General features: G+C 38.4%; 17 protein-coding genes. 12 read left to right on the top strand and 5 right to left on the bottom strand.

The window, feature by feature from the left end; translation table 11 throughout:
* Window positions 1-473 precede the first annotated feature (473 nt).
* The 3 genes from BCR25_RS07135 (at window position 474) to BCR25_RS07125 (ending at window position 3,150) form a co-directional block, all read left to right on the top strand.
* On the top strand, window positions 474-1,649 hold the full coding sequence (locus tag BCR25_RS07135; RefSeq protein WP_069662933.1) for an RtcB family protein: 1,176 nt from the start codon (window positions 474-476) through the stop codon (window positions 1,647-1,649).
* A gap of 20 nt (window positions 1,650-1,669) precedes the next feature.
* Window positions 1,670-2,200, top strand: coding sequence for a GNAT family N-acetyltransferase (locus BCR25_RS07130; protein ID WP_069662932.1), 531 nt, complete (start codon window positions 1,670-1,672; stop codon window positions 2,198-2,200).
* A gap of 77 nt (window positions 2,201-2,277) precedes the next feature.
* On the top strand, window positions 2,278-3,150 hold the full coding sequence (locus tag BCR25_RS07125) for a VOC family protein (protein ID WP_069662931.1): 873 nt from the start codon (window positions 2,278-2,280) through the stop codon (window positions 3,148-3,150).
* A 115-nt stretch (window positions 3,151-3,265) separates the two neighbouring features.
* Here the strand turns inward: BCR25_RS07125 and BCR25_RS07120 are convergent, their stop codons facing one another.
* Entirely contained in the window at window positions 3,266-3,745 is a 480-nt protein-coding gene (locus tag BCR25_RS07120) for an RrF2 family transcriptional regulator (protein ID WP_069662930.1), read from the bottom strand.
* 100 nt (window positions 3,746-3,845) lie between these two features.
* Between BCR25_RS07120 and BCR25_RS07115 the strand changes: the two genes are divergently transcribed.
* The 9 genes from BCR25_RS07115 (at window position 3,846) to fucO (ending at window position 13,173) form a co-directional block, all read left to right on the top strand.
* Window positions 3,846-4,937: a YhgE/Pip domain-containing protein gene (locus tag BCR25_RS07115; RefSeq protein ID WP_069662929.1), complete on the top strand. Its 1,092-nt coding sequence runs from the start codon at window positions 3,846-3,848 to the stop codon at window positions 4,935-4,937.
* A gap of 227 nt (window positions 4,938-5,164) precedes the next feature.
* Complete coding sequence (locus BCR25_RS07110; protein ID WP_069662928.1) at window positions 5,165-5,638, top strand: PTS sugar transporter subunit IIA; 474 nt, start codon at window positions 5,165-5,167, stop codon at window positions 5,636-5,638.
* A gap of 13 nt (window positions 5,639-5,651) precedes the next feature.
* On the top strand, window positions 5,652-6,491 hold the full coding sequence (rhaD, locus tag BCR25_RS07105) for a rhamnulose-1-phosphate aldolase (protein ID WP_069662927.1): 840 nt from the start codon (window positions 5,652-5,654) through the stop codon (window positions 6,489-6,491).
* A gap of 20 nt (window positions 6,492-6,511) precedes the next feature.
* A complete protein-coding gene (locus BCR25_RS07100) occupies window positions 6,512-6,811 on the top strand; it encodes a PTS sugar transporter subunit IIB (protein WP_069662926.1) in 300 nt (99 codons plus the stop codon).
* Between the two features lie 31 nt (window positions 6,812-6,842).
* A complete protein-coding gene (locus tag BCR25_RS07095; protein WP_069662925.1) occupies window positions 6,843-8,261 on the top strand; it encodes a PTS galactitol transporter subunit IIC in 1,419 nt (472 codons plus the stop codon).
* A complete protein-coding gene (locus BCR25_RS07090) occupies window positions 8,261-9,307 on the top strand; it encodes a 2-hydroxyacid dehydrogenase (protein WP_069662924.1) in 1,047 nt (348 codons plus the stop codon). The genes BCR25_RS07095 and BCR25_RS07090 overlap by 1 nt, the downstream gene beginning before the upstream one ends.
* A gap of 39 nt (window positions 9,308-9,346) precedes the next feature.
* Window positions 9,347-11,404, top strand: coding sequence for a BglG family transcription antiterminator (locus BCR25_RS07085; protein WP_069662923.1), 2,058 nt, complete (start codon window positions 9,347-9,349; stop codon window positions 11,402-11,404).
* 22 nt (window positions 11,405-11,426) lie between these two features.
* A complete protein-coding gene (locus BCR25_RS07080; protein WP_069662922.1) occupies window positions 11,427-11,996 on the top strand; it encodes a hypothetical protein in 570 nt (189 codons plus the stop codon).
* Between the two features lie 19 nt (window positions 11,997-12,015).
* Window positions 12,016-13,173 (top strand): lactaldehyde reductase, encoded by a 1,158-nt coding sequence (fucO, locus tag BCR25_RS07075; RefSeq protein WP_069662921.1) that lies wholly within the window; start codon window positions 12,016-12,018, stop codon window positions 13,171-13,173.
* Between the two features lie 177 nt (window positions 13,174-13,350).
* Here the strand turns inward: fucO and fni are convergent, their stop codons facing one another.
* The 4 genes from fni to mvk are packed head-to-tail and all read right to left on the bottom strand — an operon-like array spanning window position 13,351 to window position 17,420.
* Window positions 13,351-14,400 (bottom strand): type 2 isopentenyl-diphosphate Delta-isomerase, encoded by a 1,050-nt coding sequence (gene fni / locus BCR25_RS07070; RefSeq protein ID WP_069662920.1) that lies wholly within the window; start codon window positions 14,398-14,400, stop codon window positions 13,351-13,353.
* Entirely contained in the window at window positions 14,384-15,481 is a 1,098-nt protein-coding gene (locus BCR25_RS07065; RefSeq protein WP_069662919.1) for a phosphomevalonate kinase, read from the bottom strand. The genes fni and BCR25_RS07065 overlap by 17 nt, the downstream gene beginning before the upstream one ends.
* Window positions 15,478-16,476 (bottom strand): diphosphomevalonate decarboxylase, encoded by a 999-nt coding sequence (gene mvaD / locus BCR25_RS07060; protein WP_069662918.1) that lies wholly within the window; start codon window positions 16,474-16,476, stop codon window positions 15,478-15,480. Before mvaD ends, BCR25_RS07065 begins: the two co-directional genes overlap by 4 nt.
* Window positions 16,476-17,420 (bottom strand): mevalonate kinase, encoded by a 945-nt coding sequence (gene mvk / locus BCR25_RS07055; protein WP_069662917.1) that lies wholly within the window; start codon window positions 17,418-17,420, stop codon window positions 16,476-16,478. Before mvk ends, mvaD begins: the two co-directional genes overlap by 1 nt.
* Window positions 17,421-17,431: the final 11 nt, after the last annotated feature.

The following is a 17,431-nucleotide window of genomic DNA, read 5'->3' as shown; positions in this document are numbered from 1 at the left end:
TAAAAGAAAAATTGACTGGTATGAGTCCGGTTCAATACCGAATTCATACCAGCCAATTAGCTGGGTAATCTACGTACAACTTTTAGGGCGCACCTCATTCTGTCCCATCCTTGATCAAAAATCAGATTGACAAACGATTACATAAAATGATACGATTTAAACAATCAAATTAGGAAAGGAGAGAACATCATGAAAGCATCTGTGAATACTACAATCAATACATCAATGATCAGAAATCGCAACGACCAGTGTAAAAGACGAACAAGCTCTTTGTGGTGTTCTCTTTACAGTAGATAAAATTTCTTTATAGAAATTTATAGACAAAGCTGTGGATCATTGTTGATTTAGCAGCTTTGTCTTTTTTTTATTTTCGGAGGTGGATCCAATGAGTGGAAAAAAAGGAACGAATCAGACAGGCTAAGGAATGCGGCCGCATTTTGCATTCCAATAAATAAAAAGAACGAGGAATCAGAATGTTAACAATTAAAGGAAAATACAACGAAGCACACGTCTATACAGAAATGTTGGACGATGCTACGATCGGACAGATCATGTCCTTATGTAATCAAGAATTTGCTAAAGAAAGCCAAATCAGAATCATGCCCGATACTCATAGCGGTTCAGGTTGCGTGATTGGAACAACAATGACTATTCAAGAAAAAGTAGTCCCTAATTTAGTCGGCGTGGATATTGGCTGCGGACTTTATGTTGTAAAGCTAAAAAAATCAATTAAAACAAATTTTGATAAATTAGATCGGATCATTCGATCAAGAATTCCAAGCGGCTCAAACGCTCATGATAAAAGCTATTATGAATTTGAATTAGGGAAGGTCCATGCACCGATCCATAAAGGCTGGGCGTTGAGAAGCTTAGGTACCTTAGGCGGAGGCAATCATTTTATTGAGGTCAATGAAGGTGTGGATGGATTATACTTAGTGATCCATAGCGGCAGTCGTGTACTAGGTAAAGAAATCGCTGAGTACCATCAGGAAGTAGCTTATCAAAAATTATCTCAGCAAAGAAAAGAAGTGAAAATTGCCGCTTCAAAAGCTGCAAAAAATGGACAGCATGAAGCAGCAGCCGAGCTGATCGCGTTAAGAGAAGCAATCAAGGTTCCTTATGAATTGTCATATGTTACTGAAAATGATTTGACGCATTATTTGGAGGATATGAAGATTGCCCAAGCTTATGCAGCGATGAATCGCAAAATCATGGCAGAAACGATCCTTAAAGGAATGAAGTGGAAGAAGGCAGTCATTGAGGCCTTTGACTGTCCTCATAACTATATTGATCTAGAGACAAATATTCTCAGAAAAGGCGCAGTTTCAGCTAAATTAGGTGAAAAAATGATTGTCCCGCTCAATATGAAAGACGGCAGTATTTTAGCAACCGGTAAAGGGAATTCTGACTGGAACCAATCAGGTCCTCATGGTGCCGGTAGACTATTAAGTCGTTCACAGGCGAAAGCAAGAATCAGTTTGGAAAGCTATCAGCATACAATGAGACATGTTTGGACAACCTCTGTTTCTAAAAAAACGATCGATGAAGCACCCAAAGCGTATAAACCAATGAAGCAGCTGCTTGCAGATATTACGGAGACGATGACAGTTCAAGAAGTGATTCGACCATTATATAATTTTAAGGGATAAATAGAAGTGAGGGCGTATTCATGAGTCAAAGAACGATTATGGTAAAAAAAGTTACTGCAGAGCAACAACCGTTTCACTTTGCGTTTGCTGCAATGACAGAAGAAAAAAAGGTGAAATGGTATCAAGAAAAATTAGCAAGGCACTTGTTGGTAGCCTTTGAAGGAACGGTAGATGATCAAGGTGAGGATCTAGCACAATGGCAACTGGAGCTAGAAGAAGTCTTTCAAGGAAAGTACGGGCCACTTTTAACTGAACATTCCTTTTATCATGGCGATTCAGACAGCATCACTGGCAGTGTGATTGTGACTTTGTTTAGGGATATTCCTTTGGTTATCTATCTTGCAGTAGAATCAATGAACAGGGGGACGGGGCTTGCGCAGGAATTGATGCAGCGAATGCTGGACTCTTTCATAGGAACAGACTATCAGCATGTTTTTTTGGTCGTAACAGATGAAAATAGTGCTGCGAAACGGTTATATGAACGCTTAGGCTTTGAAGCCGCTGGAACCGATTGGGATACTGTATTAACGGAGCGCGACTTTTCCAATTAATGACATTGCTAGCTATAATAGGTGAAGAGGCAAAATAGCCATCAAACCAGCAATGGTCCATGAAAGGAAGATTCAAGATGTCAAAATTTTCACCGTGTTTATGGTTCAATGGTCAAGTGGAAGAAGCAGCGGCGTTTTATGTGGATGCTTTTGAACAAGGAACAATCAATAAAACTGACTATTACGTGGATAGTGAACATCAACCAAAAGGCTCGATCTTAACGATTTCCTTATCACTTGCAGGACAGGAATTTATTTTGTTGAATGGCGGACCAGAGTTTGAGTTTACTCCGGCAATTTCATTTTACGTTGAATGTGAAACAGAAGAACAAATCGACCGTTTGTGGGAAAAATTAAGTCAAGATGGCAGTGTCTTAATGGAGTATGGTGCCTATCCTTTCAGTCCTAAGTTCGGCTGGGTAGCAGATAAATATGGCGTGTCGTGGCAATTAGTATTCGCTGAGCGTCCTCAATCTATTGCGCCAACCTTTTTATTCACGAAAGAACAATCTGGAAAAGCGGAAGAAGCAATGAATAATTGGATCAGTATTTTCGGAGAGGGCAAGGTGGAGTACGTTCAGAAAAATCCTGACGGAACCGTTTCTCAAGCTTTATTTACGATGCATGGACAACCTTTTCGAGTGATGGATGGCGGCGAAGTGGACCATGCGTTTAGCTTTACGATGGCAACGTCTTTTTATGTGTATTGCAAAGATCAAGCAGAAATCGATCGTTTATGGCAGGCAGTAACGACTAAAGGAAAAGAATGGCCTTGTGGCTGGATGGAAGATGAATACGGTGTCTGCTGGCAAACTGTGACCGAAGAGCTGGAAGCGTTGCTGGATAATTCTGATCCAGATAGAGCGTATCGGGTGATGCAGGAATTGTATAAAATGAAAAGAATTGATTTAGCTGTACTGCGTGAAGCGTATGAAAAAGCATCACTGTGATAGTGCAGTCAAATAGCTAAAAACTAAAAAATCTCCTTTCGAAGAAATGGGGCGATTCGCCTCAATCTAAGTGAAAGGAGATCTTTTTAGTGTGGAGAAAACAACGATCATAGTATTATTTTTCTGAAATGATTTGTTTCCAATTGATTTCCAGTGTCTTACCAGATGCATCTTTAGGTGCGATTTCGTCAACAAAGTGCTGGGCTAAGGTTTGTTTATATTCAGTTTCTGCGGCTAATAAAATGTTTTTTACGACAAGCTCTTGTTCATGCACTATTTTTTCAGATAAAAACATATTATGGATAGGATTTAAATCAAGTTTATCTAAGAATGTGTCGTTCTCTTCAACTGCTTCAAATACTTCAAGAAAGCTAATCGTACGAATGTCCTTTTTAATCGTGTAGCCTCCATTTTTAGAAGCGCTTGAATTAATAAGACCAGCATCTTTTAACTTTTTAGCAATTTTTAGTAAATAGGTTGGAGAAACGTCCATTCGTTGACTGATTTCTTGAGATTTTAAAGCAGTACCTTGAGGTAATTCTGCCAGCATGACCAAAATGGCCAATGATTGTATAAATGAATTATTAAGTTTCACAAAAAAACTCCTTTCAAATGATTGACAAATGGAGAAACAAACGCTATCTTTAGATTTGTTGTATCCGCGGATATGATTAATCTAAAGAAAAGGTGATTATATGAAAAAGAAATTAACCGTTGCTGGTATTGCATTAACATTGATTTTATTGATTCCTATGCTTTATTCTACTATATTTATCAAATCCATGATGGATCCATATGGAAATATCGATAAACTTCCAGTTGCTTTGGTTGAGAATCAGTCCACGAATCGTGTGTATACAGCGCTTAAAGAAAGTAATGTATTTGATTTTACCCTGACAAACCATGAAAAAGCTGTCGAAAAATTAAAGCAAGGAAAAGTCTATGCGATCATTGAATTTGAATCAGATTTTATGAACAAACTATCAGAGTTTCCAGCAAAACAAGCTCCAGCTGAAATTAAACTTACCACTGGAGAAGGGTTGAATTATTCTTCAGCGAAGATTATTTCTAGTGCTGTAGATAAATTTGTATTAAAAGCAAACAATCAGACAGCCAGTTCAATGGTTGAAAAACTAAATCAGGAAAAGGTGCCGATTCCAGCTAATATCAGTGAAGTTATTCAATTAAAACATGAAGAATATTATCCAGTCAAAAACAATGGAGAAGCGATGGCTCCTTATATTTTATCACTGACTTTGTTTGTCGGAAGTATCTTTTTGAATCAGTTTGTGATGCGAATTTTTAAGAAAAAAGCCAACAATTACAGCAGCTATTGGCGTAAACAATACCTGTATCCTTTATTGATTGTTTTTGGTCAAAGCTTACTTTTAGCAGTTGCTATCTTTACTATTTTAAACCTTCATACCGATTATTGGAAGGAGTTTATGCTATTCATTTTTCTAGCTTCTGGGACATTTTATAGTGTGATCGTATCGTTTAACAAACTATTTCCAGGGATTGGCAGTTTATTGGTCTTGATCATCACCATGCTACAAACCTCTTCGTCTGGAGGAAGTTACTCCATTTACTTAGCCTCACCTGTTTTTCAAACGATTCACCGTTTTATTCCGATGACGTATAGTGTGGATGGATTTAGAAAATTGCTTAGCTTAGATAGTACGAATATCAGAACGGAATGTTTAGCGCTGTTTATATTTCTTGGATTGAGCCAGCTGATTATTTATTTAGCGTATTGGTATCATGAGAAGGAGAAAAGGCCTCGGTAAAAGGAATCATTAAATATCCATAGTTGGTTAAGAGCTAATTCGAAAAGTTGTGTCCTAGACACTTCTTTTTTTTATGTAGGTATAAATAAATGTGTTCTTAAGAAAAGCTCATCACATTTTTTTTCAAGAAAAAAAAGTAGATTGTGATGAAAGCGCAAACATTATGAGGTGTTCCTTTGCTATAATCTGTTTGTAATGAACGAAGTGAACAGAAAGGAGGTTGGTGAATGCTTGTGACAGATAAGTTTCTTAGGACAGAACTTGTAGATATTTATGAAGATGGAGATGATCAAGCGGTCTTTTTTTCTTATCTATTTACTAAATTATTCGAGTTGGGCTACGTGGAAAAAGAGTATTTACGTGAAATGACAGCTCGAGAAGCTGATTATCCAACAGGATTGAGAACATCAACATTGAATGTTGCCATCCCGCATACAGATCCACAATATATCAAGCGTCCATTTATCTATATCGTTAAATTAAAAACACCTGTTACTTTTGGTGAAATGGGAACGGATAATCATTTTGTTAAAGCAAAGTATGCATTTTGTCTAGGGTTTGACAAAGGAGAGGATCAGCTAGTACTGTTACAAAATTTAATGACAATGTTTATGGATCAATCGTTTATGAGTACTTTAGAAACAGCCACAATAAAAGAAAAAATTTTTGATTTAGTCATCAATTATTTTAATAAAGAATAGGAGCGAACCGTTTATGAAAATCCATAATATTTATGAAGCACCGTTTATCAAGGAAATGTGTGAAGCAACAAGAAATCTTTGGCATAATGGCTGGGCAGAACGAAATGGTGGGAATATCAGTTACCGTCTGGATAAAGAGGAAGTTGCCTTTTATTTAGATGTGGAACGAGTGATCGATGAGGTTGATTTAGGCTTTGAAATCAAAGAACTAGCTGGAAGGATCTTTTTAGTATCTGGTTCTGGGAAATATTTTAAAAATGTGTGGCAAAATCCAGCAGACAATTTAGTGATTTTAAAAATTTCAGAAGATGGTAGAAAATATCAAGTACTTTGGGGATTGGAAACAGGTGGTGTTCCTACCAGTGAGCTAGCTTCCCATTTGAAATGCCATGCGGTTCGCTTGCAGCAAGATCCAGAGCATCGTGTGATCTTGCATACACATTCTATTGCTATTTCAGCTATGACGTTTATTCATGACTTGGACGAAGACAAATTCACGAAAACACTATGGGAAATGATTACAGAATGTTTGGTTGTTTTTCCAGATGGCGTAGCAGTATTACCATGGATGGTTGCAGGAACGGTAGCGCTGGGAGAAGCCTCTGCAGCGAAAATGTCTGATTCAAGAATCGTTATCTGGCCGCATCATGGCATTATGGGGGCAGGACAAACGATGGATGATGCTTTCGGCTTAGTTGAAACGGCAGAAAAAGCAGCGGATATTTACATGAAAGCTAAAGCAGCTGCACCAAACTTCAAGCAAAAAATCACCGATCAACAGTTATGGGATTTAGCTGATCGCTTTGGTGTTGTACCAAAAGCAGGGATTTTAAGCGAACGTGTAACACAATAAAATCAAAGGAGGATTTAGAAATGAAAAAATTGAATGTAATCTCAGTCTGTGGGTCGGGCACAGTAACAAGTACGATGGTTGCGAATAAAGTAAAAGATTTTCTTGAAGAAAATGGGTATAAAGCACAGACTGTTGAGGTGAATCCGGGGGGAGTAGAAGGGCAGTTAGCTTCCGGAAAATGGGATATTATTGTTCATACTAGTCCTTTAAAAGGCAAATATGATATCCCGACAATCAATTCAGTAGGTCTCTTGACTGGGATGGGAGAAGAAGAATTTTTTGAAGAGCTTTTAGAGACCGCAAATCGAGTGGTTGATTAGAGAGGAAAAATAGTGTAAAGGGGGAAAAGGAATGCTGGATCTACTTTCAAAAATCATGGATGCTTTTGGCGCGGCAGTCGTTGTTCCGATCATCATTTTCTTTATTGCTTTAATCATGAAAGTCAAACCCAAAAAAGCGTTTGGAGCAGCATTGAATGCGGGGATCGGCTTGACTGGATTCAATATGATCATCGGAGCGTATTCACCAATTGTAACGCCTGTTGTCAATCGGATGGTAGAAGAAACTGGTGTTAATCTAAGGATTTTAGATACAGGATGGCAGGCGACAAGTGTAGTTGCGTATTCAACCCAAGTAGGGATGATCTTTTTAGGCCTGGGGCTAATTTTACAAACGATTCTATTTCTAGTGAAATATACAAATATTTTTATGCCTTCAGACTTGTGGAACAATTATTCCTTTATGTTATGGGGATCAATGCTGTATATTTCAACAAAAAATTTATGGCTATCGATCGGTTTAATGGTTCTTTCAAACTTATATTGTTTAGTATTTTCAGAGATTATTGCTAAACGCTGGTCTAATTATTACGGTTATCCAAGCTGTACTATGACTGCACCTCATCATATTTGTTCTGTTCCTTTGGCAATCGGAATGGATTGGCTGCTAACGAAAATGGGAGCTAATAAAGTTAAATGGAACCCAGAAACGCTTCAAAATAAACTAGGATTCTTAGGTGAGCCAACATCGTTAGGATTTATATTAGGACTAGCATTAGGTTTTGCTGGAAACTTTATGCGCTTAAATACACTTGAAGCATGGGGCGAGGTAACTATTGTAGGGATCTCAACAGCGGCGATCATGGCGATTTTCCCTAAAATTGCCGGGATTTTTGCTTCAGCATTCACTACGATTACAGATGCATCAAAGAAAACGGCAAAATCCAACAGCTCAGATCGGGTCTGGTTCTTGGCAATCAATGATGCAGCTGGGTACGGAGAAACAGCTACGTTATTGACTGGTATGTTATTGATTCCAATTGTTCTTGTTCTAGCGATTGTTTTACCGGGGAATCAAACATTACCGATGGTGGACCTGATTGCGATTCCTTACATGATCGAATTGATCATTTGTGTATCAAATGGCAATATCTTTAAGTCTTTGATCAGCGGAACAATTTGGTGTGTAGGCGGATTGTACATGATTACGGCTGTAGCACCGATTTTTACTGATGTTGCAGTGGAAGTTGGCGTTAATTTACCGGAAGGTGCATTGATGATTTGTAGTTTTGCGGTGATGACGAATCATATCATGGGGTTATTATTCTTAATTTTTATGACTCAAAATCCGTTGTGGATTGGTTTATCTGTCGTTGTGTATATTATTCTTTATGTATTTGTACGTGTGAAAAAAGAATCCATTCATGCCTATCTTGAAAACCAGGCTGAGCGTGAAGCGAATACAGGTATTATGGAAGGAGTTGCCTCGTAATGAGCAATGTTGTTGTTATCGGTGATGCGTTGGTATCTTCCGCTACTTTAAAAGAAGCTGCGGAACAATTAAAGCTTCCTCAACCAATAGAAGTTACTTGTTTTGATTGGTATGCTGATTTAACTAAGGAAGAATTTCAAGCAAAAATCAAAATCATTGAGCAAGGTGGACCGCAAGCAGTTGATATTCCAGATGGAATTTTAGAAGCTATGAAAAAAGCAGAGTATCTGTTGGTGCATATTGCGCCAGTGTCTAAAGAAATGTTGGAGGCAGCGCCGTTGTTAAAAATGATCGGTACCAGCCGAGGCGGTTTAGAGCATATTGATTTAGAAACGGTAAGCAAGAAAAAAATTCAACTGATCCATGTGATCAGAAATGCGGAGCCTGTTGCTGATTTTACAGTTGGGCTGATGTATGCAGCAACTAGAAATATTGGACTTTCTCATCGCCAAGTAATGAATGGACAGTGGCCAAAACAATTTCCAAATGATTTATATAAAACGACCTTATCAAACTTAACCGTTGGGTTGATTGGTTTAGGGTATATTGGCAAGCTTGTAGTGAAGCGTTTAAATGGATTAGGCGTGAAGGTCATGGCTTACGATCCTTACGTTGATCGACAAAAGATTGAAAATGAAGGATTACAAGTGACGTTTGTCGAGTTAGAGGATGCGTTCAAACAAGCAGATATTCTTTCTCTGCATATGAGAGTGACCCCCGATACAACGAATATGATCAATGACTCATTGATCTCGCTAATGAAGCCGAGTAGTTATCTTATCAATACTGCAAGACCAGATATTCTTTATAAGCCTGCTTTTATTGCCGCATTAAAAAATAAAAAAATTGCGGGTGCTGCCATCGACGTTGTTTGGGAAGAACCGATTCAGGCAAGTGACCCTTTGTTAACATTGGATAATTTAACGATTACTTCTCATATAGCTGGTGATACAATTGATGCGATTCCAAGATCACCGTATCTTTTAAGAGATGTGATGAATGAGTTCTTTGATAAAGGGTCAAGTGATATGCTGATTCGTTTATAAATACATTTACTATCATAAAACAAAAGGCAGTGAAGAAAAATGGATTCAATGGCGGTACAAATATTACAATTGATCGTTTCCAATACAAGTATTTCTTTGCAGCAGTTAGAAGGCGAGACAAATGCTTCCAGAGGACAGGTTGAATACAGGATAAAAAAAATCAATGAATTTCTGCGTATACAAGGAAATAAAATAATTCAAAAAAAGGGACAGTTTTTTTCGACCGATTTAGATAGTCAAAATCTGACGCTTCTGTTAGAAGAGTTATCGCCATTGTTTTACTTGACTGATAAAGAGCGACAACATTTTATTTTAGTGATGTTGCTCTTTAATGATACGGGCTCGTTGACTGTTTTATCTGAAAAGTTAGCAGTCAGCAAGAATACCATTTTAGCGGATAATAAGAAGCTGATTCAGCAATTAAAGAAGCAACAAGTTGATTTAGTTTATAGCCGAAAAACGGGTTACTATTTAAAGGGAGAAGAGCTGGTAATCCGAAAAATTGGGATCAAAGCAATTAAAGAAATCATCAATGATGAACAAGAAGCAGCACATTTTGCCACTGTTTTTGTTAAGGATTTACAACGAATTAAAGAACTTCAAACACAGTTAGAATTATTGGAGACGCATTTAAATTTGACGTTTACAGAAGCTAAATTAGTTGATTTATCTTTTGTACTTTACATGTGTACCAAAAGGATCGAATGTGGAAATAGACTTCAAGTAGATGCATTAAAACATGTGATTCCAATGGTAGATGATGCGTTCTATAAAGAAGTCTCATCTACATTAAACTATTTTTTCAAAGGATTCGATGATCAACAGGAAGTTCAATTTGTCAGTCTGCAAATTTTAAGTACAAGTTTGATTTTAAATAGAACGCAACAAAAAGACCGTCGCTTACTTTTAGCAATCAAACAAACGATCCAGCGATTTGAGATTTTGGGAATTACAACGATCGATGAAAAAGAGGAATTAGCTGATGCTTTATATCAGCATATTATTCCAGCCAGCTATCGAATCAAATTTGGCGTACCTGACAATAATCCGAATGCCGAAAAAATAATTGAAGAATATCAGCATGTTCATCAGTTGCTAAAAGAAGCAATCAAGCCGATTGAAACTGTGCTGAAAGTTACTTTTCCACAAGATGAACTAACCTATGTGACTGTTCTTTTTTTGAGCTTTTTAAAAAATGAATTAGTGAAAAAGGACAGGAAACGAGCAGTAGTCGTTTGTCTTCAGGGAATTTCGATTTCTCGTCTATTATTGGAAAGCTTGAAAGAATTATTCCCAGATATCGATTTTGTCCGCTATATGTCTTTAAGAGAATTTTATGAAATGGACGATCGATATATTGACTTTGTTTTTTCTACGGTCCATTTAGACACAGAAAAAAAAGTCTTTTTTATCCAGCATTTTTTAAATGAACAAGAAAAATCATTATTGAGCCAGGAAGTCGAACAAGAATTAGGAAATGTTAGTAAGCAACGTTTTGCAGCAATTGAAACAGAGAAAATTTTGGAAATTATCGATCAGTATGCCAGTATAACTGAAAAACAGCTTTTAGAAAAAAAGTTAGGTTCTTACTTTAATTCGTTAAAATGTAACCAAACGAATACACTACCTCGAAATACGGGTGATCATCAATTGTTAAGGTTGTTACCGATCGAGCACATTCAAATCTACCAAGAAACACTGACCTTTCCTCAAGCAATCGAAGTGGCAGCAAAACCTTTAGTAGAAGGCCGTTTTGTTGAAACTAGCTACGCCAAAAAAATTATTAATAACTATGATCCAGCATATCCTTATTTTGTGATCGCGCCAGAAACAGCTATTCCTCATGCGGGTCCAGACGATGGCGTTAATAAACTAGGCATGTCGTTGTTACTATTAAAAAAACCTGTTTACTTTTCAAATGAATTACCTGTGAGACTAATTTTTATGATTGCGCCAAAAGATAAGAACAGTCATATTAACGCAGTCAGCAGTTTATATAATTTTGTAAATGACAAACAACATCTAAAAAGGTTGTTATCTGGAAATTATGAACGAGAGCTGAAGGAATATCTAGAGAAACATTTAGGTTGTAATTGACAAGGGAAAAGGAGAGAGAATAATGGGTGGACAAGGCATTATAATGAGAAAAGTATCCGTTGATAAAACATTAAATCAACTAAAAATTTTTCTAAAAGGCTCGGTTGTAATTTGTTTATTATATATTATTAACGGTTGGTTTATCCAAAAAAATCTTACGTTGAAAGCAGTTGGAGCATTGGCACCGATGTATTTAGTTTTGCTAGTGGGCTTTTTGATTTTGATGAGATGGAAGAAACATGGGCGTAATGAAGTGTTGTTGCAGGATATCTATGACAATTTTCAAATAAGTCGTTTTGAAGAGGTCAAAAAATTAGATCAACAATTGATTCAACAAATCAAAAAAGCACGTAAATTTGTATCTAATAACGGCCAAGTCGTTGGAACAACTGATTTTTTATTAACCGATTTTCGTGACGGTCAATTTCAATTATTGCCAACAAAAGCAATAACAGATATACAATTAACGAGAGAAGAAAGCCAAAGCATGATTACTATAAATTTGGATTCAAAAGTATATCGACTCTTTATAAAAAAAGACAAGGAAGCAAAAGAACTGTTAGATGCAGTTAAAACCCACTATTCTCTTTAAGGAAAAAGGAGTGAAGATAATGACGATACACCGAATGATATTAAACGAAACGGCATATTTTGGCAAAGGATCGATCCATGAGATTATCAATGAAGTCAGAAAACGTAATTTTGAAAAGGCATTGGTCGTGACAGACAAAGAGCTGATGAAAAATGGGGTTGCGCTAAAAGTTATAAACTTGCTAATATCGGCAGAAATTCCTTATGTAATCTACGATGGTATTGTGCCTAATCCAACAATTCAAGATGTTCAATCAGGTGTAAAAAGTTGTCTTGAAGCAAAGGCAGACTGTATTATCGCAATCGGCGGCGGCTCTCCGATTGATACAGCTAAAGCAATTGGAATTATCGCAAAAAATCCAGAGTTCTCAGATGTACTAAGTTTGGAAGGAGAAGCACAAACTAAAAACCCCAGTCTCCCTATCTTAGCTGTTCCTACGACTTCAGGTACAGCTGCTGAGGTGACAATCAATTATGTCATTACAGATGAAAAGAATCATCGGAAATTTGTCTGTGTTGATCCTCATGATATTCCGCTGGTAGCTTTTATCGACAGTGATATGATGATGGGGATGCCTAAAGCGTTATGTGCAGCAACAGGAATGGACGCTTTGACTCATGCGATCGAAGGCTATTTGACAAATGGCGCGTGGCAAATGACAGATATGCTACATTTGAAGGCAATTGAAATTATTTCTCATGCCTTACGTGATTCGGTTGCAGGAAAACCAGAGGCACGAGAGGCAATGGCTTTAGGACAATATATTGCAGGAATGGGATTTTCAAATGTTGGATTGGGCTTAGTACATGGTATGGCGCATCCGCTAAGTGCCTGGTATGATGTTCCTCATGGCGTAGCCTGTGCTTCTTTATTGCCAACGATTATGGCGTATAATCAACTAGCTACTGGAGAAAAGTATCGGGAAATCGCTAAAAGTATGGGAATCGAAAATGTAGAAACTTTATCACTCGAGGAAGTCCGAGCAGCGACTGTTGAAGCAGTGCAACAGCTGAGTATCGATGTAGGTATTCCACAAAATATTCGTTCGTTGGGTGTGAAAGAAAGTGATTTAAAAGCAATTGCTGAAGACGCATATAAAGATGTCTGTACACCAGGAAATCCGAGAGAGACCACAGTAGAAGAAATTGTTGAATTATATCGAAGTTTGATGGTGTAACAACTTAAGAAGAGGTCGGAACGGAAAGTGTTTAACTCAGAGTAGCAAGTAGGTTCTGTTCCCGTCATTTATTCAGATTTAGAGCCCGAAACAAAACTGATTTTTAGTTTTATCTTGGGCTCTTTTCTTGCTGCTTAATTAGAGACGAATAGGTGGCTGCAGATGTTCAGTATTATTTTAATACTGGCTTCTTTTCGCAAATGTTTGATAAGAAATACCGCGACTTTCACACCAGTGACTGATTTCATTGGAAAGTATAATATCGGTTGTCACAAGTTCGGCTGTTGTCTTTTTCCCAAGCAGCGTATAAAGCATTTTAAGCTCGTTTTCCCACTGCTGAATCAGCATGATCGTTTCGTCTAAACCATGAGTCATCAACTGATTCAAGATCGTTCCAGCTATTCCAACACTTTTAGCGCCTAAACTAAGGGCTTTGACAATATCTAACGACTGTCGAACACCGCCGGAAGCTAAAATCGTGCAATCCTTTTGAAAGGTTTGTGATTCTAATAAAGAAATAACCGTAGATTGTCCCCAATCATTCAAAAAGCTTAATTCTCTTTTTTGACGACGCGCATTTTCGATTTGAGTGAAACTTGTCCCACCCTGACCGCTGACGTCTACTGCTTGAACACCACGCTCCAGCAGTTGTGCGATCGTTTCACTGCTCATGCCAAAACCAACTTCTTTTACGATTACAGGAACACCAAGGCTAGTCACGATTTCTTCAATAGTATCCAGCCAGCCATGAAAATCACGATCCCCTTCCGGCATGACTAATTCTTGTGGAAGGTTGACGTGAATCTGTAGCCCGTCAGCATGAAATAACTCAACAGCTCTTTTAGCTTCTTCTAAAGAAAGTCCAGCACCGATGTTTGCGAAGATGATCCCATTCGGGTTTTCTTTGCGCATGATTTGATACGTATCAGCTAACTCGGGCTGTTTTAAGGCAGCATTAACAGACCCTGTTGCCGTCATAATACCAGTTTCTTTAGCGATAATCCCAATTTGCTGATTGATGTCTTTCGCGCGTTTGCTGCCGCCTGTCATTGCATTGATATAAAACGGTTGTTTGAAAGAGAAGCCTAGAAAAGCGGTTGTGATATCGACCTCATCTAGTGCGGTTTCTGAAAAAGAGTGATGAATGAAACGAAGTTGATCAAAATCATTACTCTTTTCTTTATGAAACGCTTTAGCTAAAGAAATATGTTCATCTTTTCGATTCATTGTCATCCTTCTTTCCGTAAAAATAGACATGCAAAGGCAAAGGTGTGATGCCTTCTTTTTCCCAAGAGCTCATTAGTGGTAAAATACCAGATTTTTGTTTGAATAGTACGATCCCACAGTCGCCGCCGCCAGCGCCAGAAGATTTGGCAGCACCACCATAGGTTTCAGCTAAATTACATAGTTTTTGTAAGGCAGGCGTTTCGATCGCGACACCAGTTATAGTGGTCAGTTCTTTTAACAAGTGTCGATTTTCTCTTATTTGTGATTGAATCAGAGAGATATTTTCTGATTGAAAGCCAGTGATCATTGTTTCTACACAGGTTTTACTTTTAGCTAAAAAATCTTTATAGGCGTTTTCCTGTATTTCTTTTGATTGATGGACCTGATCCACCAAATCAGAAGTGGAAGCAGGAGAGCCTGTCCAGCCAATTATAAGTCGCAACTTTTTAGGCACGGTCAATGGTTGAATCCGCAATTTGGGCCACGTTGCTTTGAGCAAGTCAGTAAGCGTTTGTTTGTGAACTTCTTGATTGACCCAATGGTGATCAAAGGTGGAAAATGCAATCCAGCCACCATAACAACTTGCCGCAATATCACCACACGAACCATTTCCTTGAACAGCTAAGTGAGCTAAAGCAGAGAGTTTAAAAATTTCTGCTTGGGTCAGTTCTAAATCGTAAAACAAACCTAATGCTTTGACTGTTGCAACGGTAACGGCACCGCTAGAACCTAAACCGTACTTGCGTCCATTGGAGTTATCTAGTTCACTTGTGACTTTCAAGTGATAGAAAGAAAGCGTCTTGTGCTGTTCTTGTGCATATTTTTCTGTTAAATGAATAGCAGCTAATACATAGTGAAAAGGATTTTCGCGGATATCCAAGACTAGTTCGTTGTTTCTTCGAGTCCAACGCACAGGCAACGAGCTGTATTGTGCAGATTGAATACTACCTGTTTTCTCTGCTGCTTGAAGTGTGACTGTTACAAATTGATCGACCGCGGCAATGATCGCAGGATGTCCCGGCTCTACAACAGCGTATTCACCTGCAATAAATAATTTCCCAGGTGTGGAAACTTCTATCATGATTTTTCAGATCCTTCCTCAGGCAATAGGGTAATTCCAGGTCCGGCATTGGCTGAAATCAGTTGCTCACTAGAAAAATGATGAGCCAAAAATTGTTTTAATGCTGCAAGATTTTTCTTTTCAACTAGAATTTTGACATTAGGACCTGCATCCATTGTAAAATAGCAAGGCAAACCGTTTTGACGCGCCTGTCTCACAAGCTGCATAACAGTTAAGCTTTCTGGTGACCAATAAGTGAATGGCGGGTTAGCTGCTAGTGTGGTTCCGTGCATTCGTAAGGCATTTGCTTCCGTAACTTCGCCTAAGGCTTTAAAGTCTTTTTCAGCAATTGCTTGTTTAGCAGTTTTCAGATCTGCATCGATCGAGCTTAACCAGCCTGCATAAAAGCTAGAAGTTTCAACGGTACGTTTCATGCCATCTCGACTAGAAACATCTTTGACTCCATCATCCACTAAAACAAAAAGCATCGCTAAATCTTGCTCCCAATTGTCAGAAACGATTGCTTCTGCAAATGAAGTTTGGTCAGAATTACCCTTTTGCCATTCTGCAAAACCACCGAAAATACTACGGCAGGCTGAACCAGAGCCGCGACGAGCTAAACGAGACAATTCTTTATCTGTCAGTTCTAAATTCAACGCTGCACTGCAAGCGCCAGCTAAAGCAGCCAATCCGCTTGCAGAAGAAGCAAGGCCAGCAGCTGTTGGCACAAAATTACGACTGTCGACCTTCGCAAATAAAGACACTTGATACTGTTGACGAACGAGCGCTAAGAAAGCTGTAATTTTCGCCGTTTGTTTTTGGTCTTGTTTGATACCATCTAAAAAGAAAGAATCTTCAGTGAACGATTCTTTAAATTCAATGGTTGTTTCTGTGTAAAAGGCGTCTAATGTTAGAGATAAACTATTATTCATCGGTAAAATCAAGTGTTCATCTTTTTTACCCCAATATTTGATCAGTGCAATATTTGTATAGGCACGAGCTTTTCCAGTGTACATTATTTTTTCACCTCTAATGACTGGATCCAGGTAGTTACGGCACCAGTTTGTTTCAATGCATCAGCAATTTTTAACGCCTGCTCATGAGAGGCTGCCAGTGAAATCATGCAGCCGCCACGTCCGCCGCCAGTTAGCTTTGCCCCGAGCGCTCCATTTTTTTTGGCAGTGTCGACGAGCTGATCTAACTGCGTATTGCTCACAGTTAATGCTTTGAGCTGCTCATGAGCGGCATTCATGCTTTCTCCTAAAAGCTGGATATCATCAGTCAATATCGCTTGTTTTGCGGCAGTCGCCAAGTGCCCTAAAGTAGTGATGTGCTTGGCAGCTTGCTGCTTATTTTGTTCAAAAAGATGAGCGACGTCACTAACAGCAGATCGTGTTTGTCCTTTGATACCAGTGTCGGCAACAATCAAATAGGCATTGGAAACATTCATTGGAAATTTTTCCAAAGGTTGTCCTTTAATAAAGAAAATCGGTTCTTCCCCGCTGGTTGCTGCGGCATCGATACCGCTAGGATTGCCATGCGCGATTTTTTCAGCATGATCGACTAGCTGTAGTAAAGTTTCTGGTGAATATTCAGCATCAAAATAATCAAATAGCCCGCGCACAAGTGCGACAGCTACAGCCGCACTAGAACCCATCCCGCGTTCAGCAGGGATCGTACTGGTAATCGTGATCTTTAATTGTGCTTTTTCTTGGTGCAGCACAGCTAATGTTTGGTCAATCACTTCTCGAACACTTTTTAACTGAGCAGGCACTTCCGTCAGCTTGCCAGAAAAATAGGTACAATCTATAAGCATTGAGTGGTCAGGTTCTACCAAGGTTTTTATGGTCGTTTCTTGAAAGGGAAAAGCAATTGCGGGTTCTCCATAGACAACAGAGTGTTCCCCCATTAAAATGATTTTACCCGTCGCCAGTCCATGACCAGATTTATTTTTATTCATTACAATCAACT

It is taken from the genome of Enterococcus termitis, from assembly GCF_001730305.1.
In the GTDB taxonomy this organism is placed as follows: Bacteria; Bacillota; Bacilli; order Lactobacillales; family Enterococcaceae; genus Enterococcus_L; species Enterococcus_L termitis.
The sequence above is the reverse complement of the archived record's forward strand: the minus strand, read 5'-3'. Positions and strand labels throughout refer to the sequence as shown.

Coding starts and splice junctions, on each gene's coding strand:
- BCR25_RS07135 (WP_069662933.1), top strand. CDS start 474: ATGTTAACAATTAAAGGAAAATACAACGAAGCACACGTCTATACAGAA.
- BCR25_RS07130 (WP_069662932.1), top strand. CDS start 1,670: ATGAGTCAAAGAACGATTATGGTAAAAAAAGTTACTGCAGAGCAACAA.
- BCR25_RS07125 (WP_069662931.1), top strand. CDS start 2,278: ATGTCAAAATTTTCACCGTGTTTATGGTTCAATGGTCAAGTGGAAGAA.
- BCR25_RS07115 (WP_069662929.1), top strand. CDS start 3,846: ATGAAAAAGAAATTAACCGTTGCTGGTATTGCATTAACATTGATTTTA.
- BCR25_RS07110 (WP_069662928.1), top strand. CDS start 5,165: ATGCTTGTGACAGATAAGTTTCTTAGGACAGAACTTGTAGATATTTAT.
- rhaD (WP_069662927.1), top strand. CDS start 5,652: ATGAAAATCCATAATATTTATGAAGCACCGTTTATCAAGGAAATGTGT.
- BCR25_RS07100 (WP_069662926.1), top strand. CDS start 6,512: ATGAAAAAATTGAATGTAATCTCAGTCTGTGGGTCGGGCACAGTAACA.
- BCR25_RS07095 (WP_069662925.1), top strand. CDS start 6,843: ATGCTGGATCTACTTTCAAAAATCATGGATGCTTTTGGCGCGGCAGTC.
- BCR25_RS07090 (WP_069662924.1), top strand. CDS start 8,261: ATGAGCAATGTTGTTGTTATCGGTGATGCGTTGGTATCTTCCGCTACT.
- BCR25_RS07085 (WP_069662923.1), top strand. CDS start 9,347: ATGGATTCAATGGCGGTACAAATATTACAATTGATCGTTTCCAATACA.
- BCR25_RS07080 (WP_069662922.1), top strand. CDS start 11,427: ATGGGTGGACAAGGCATTATAATGAGAAAAGTATCCGTTGATAAAACA.
- fucO (WP_069662921.1), top strand. CDS start 12,016: ATGACGATACACCGAATGATATTAAACGAAACGGCATATTTTGGCAAA.
- fni (WP_069662920.1), bottom strand. CDS start 14,400: ATGAATCGAAAAGATGAACATATTTCTTTAGCTAAAGCGTTTCATAAA.
- BCR25_RS07065 (WP_069662919.1), bottom strand. CDS start 15,481: ATGATAGAAGTTTCCACACCTGGGAAATTATTTATTGCAGGTGAATAC.
- mvaD (WP_069662918.1), bottom strand. CDS start 16,476: ATGTACACTGGAAAAGCTCGTGCCTATACAAATATTGCACTGATCAAA.
- mvk (WP_069662917.1), bottom strand. CDS start 17,420: ATGAATAAAAATAAATCTGGTCATGGACTGGCGACGGGTAAAATCATT.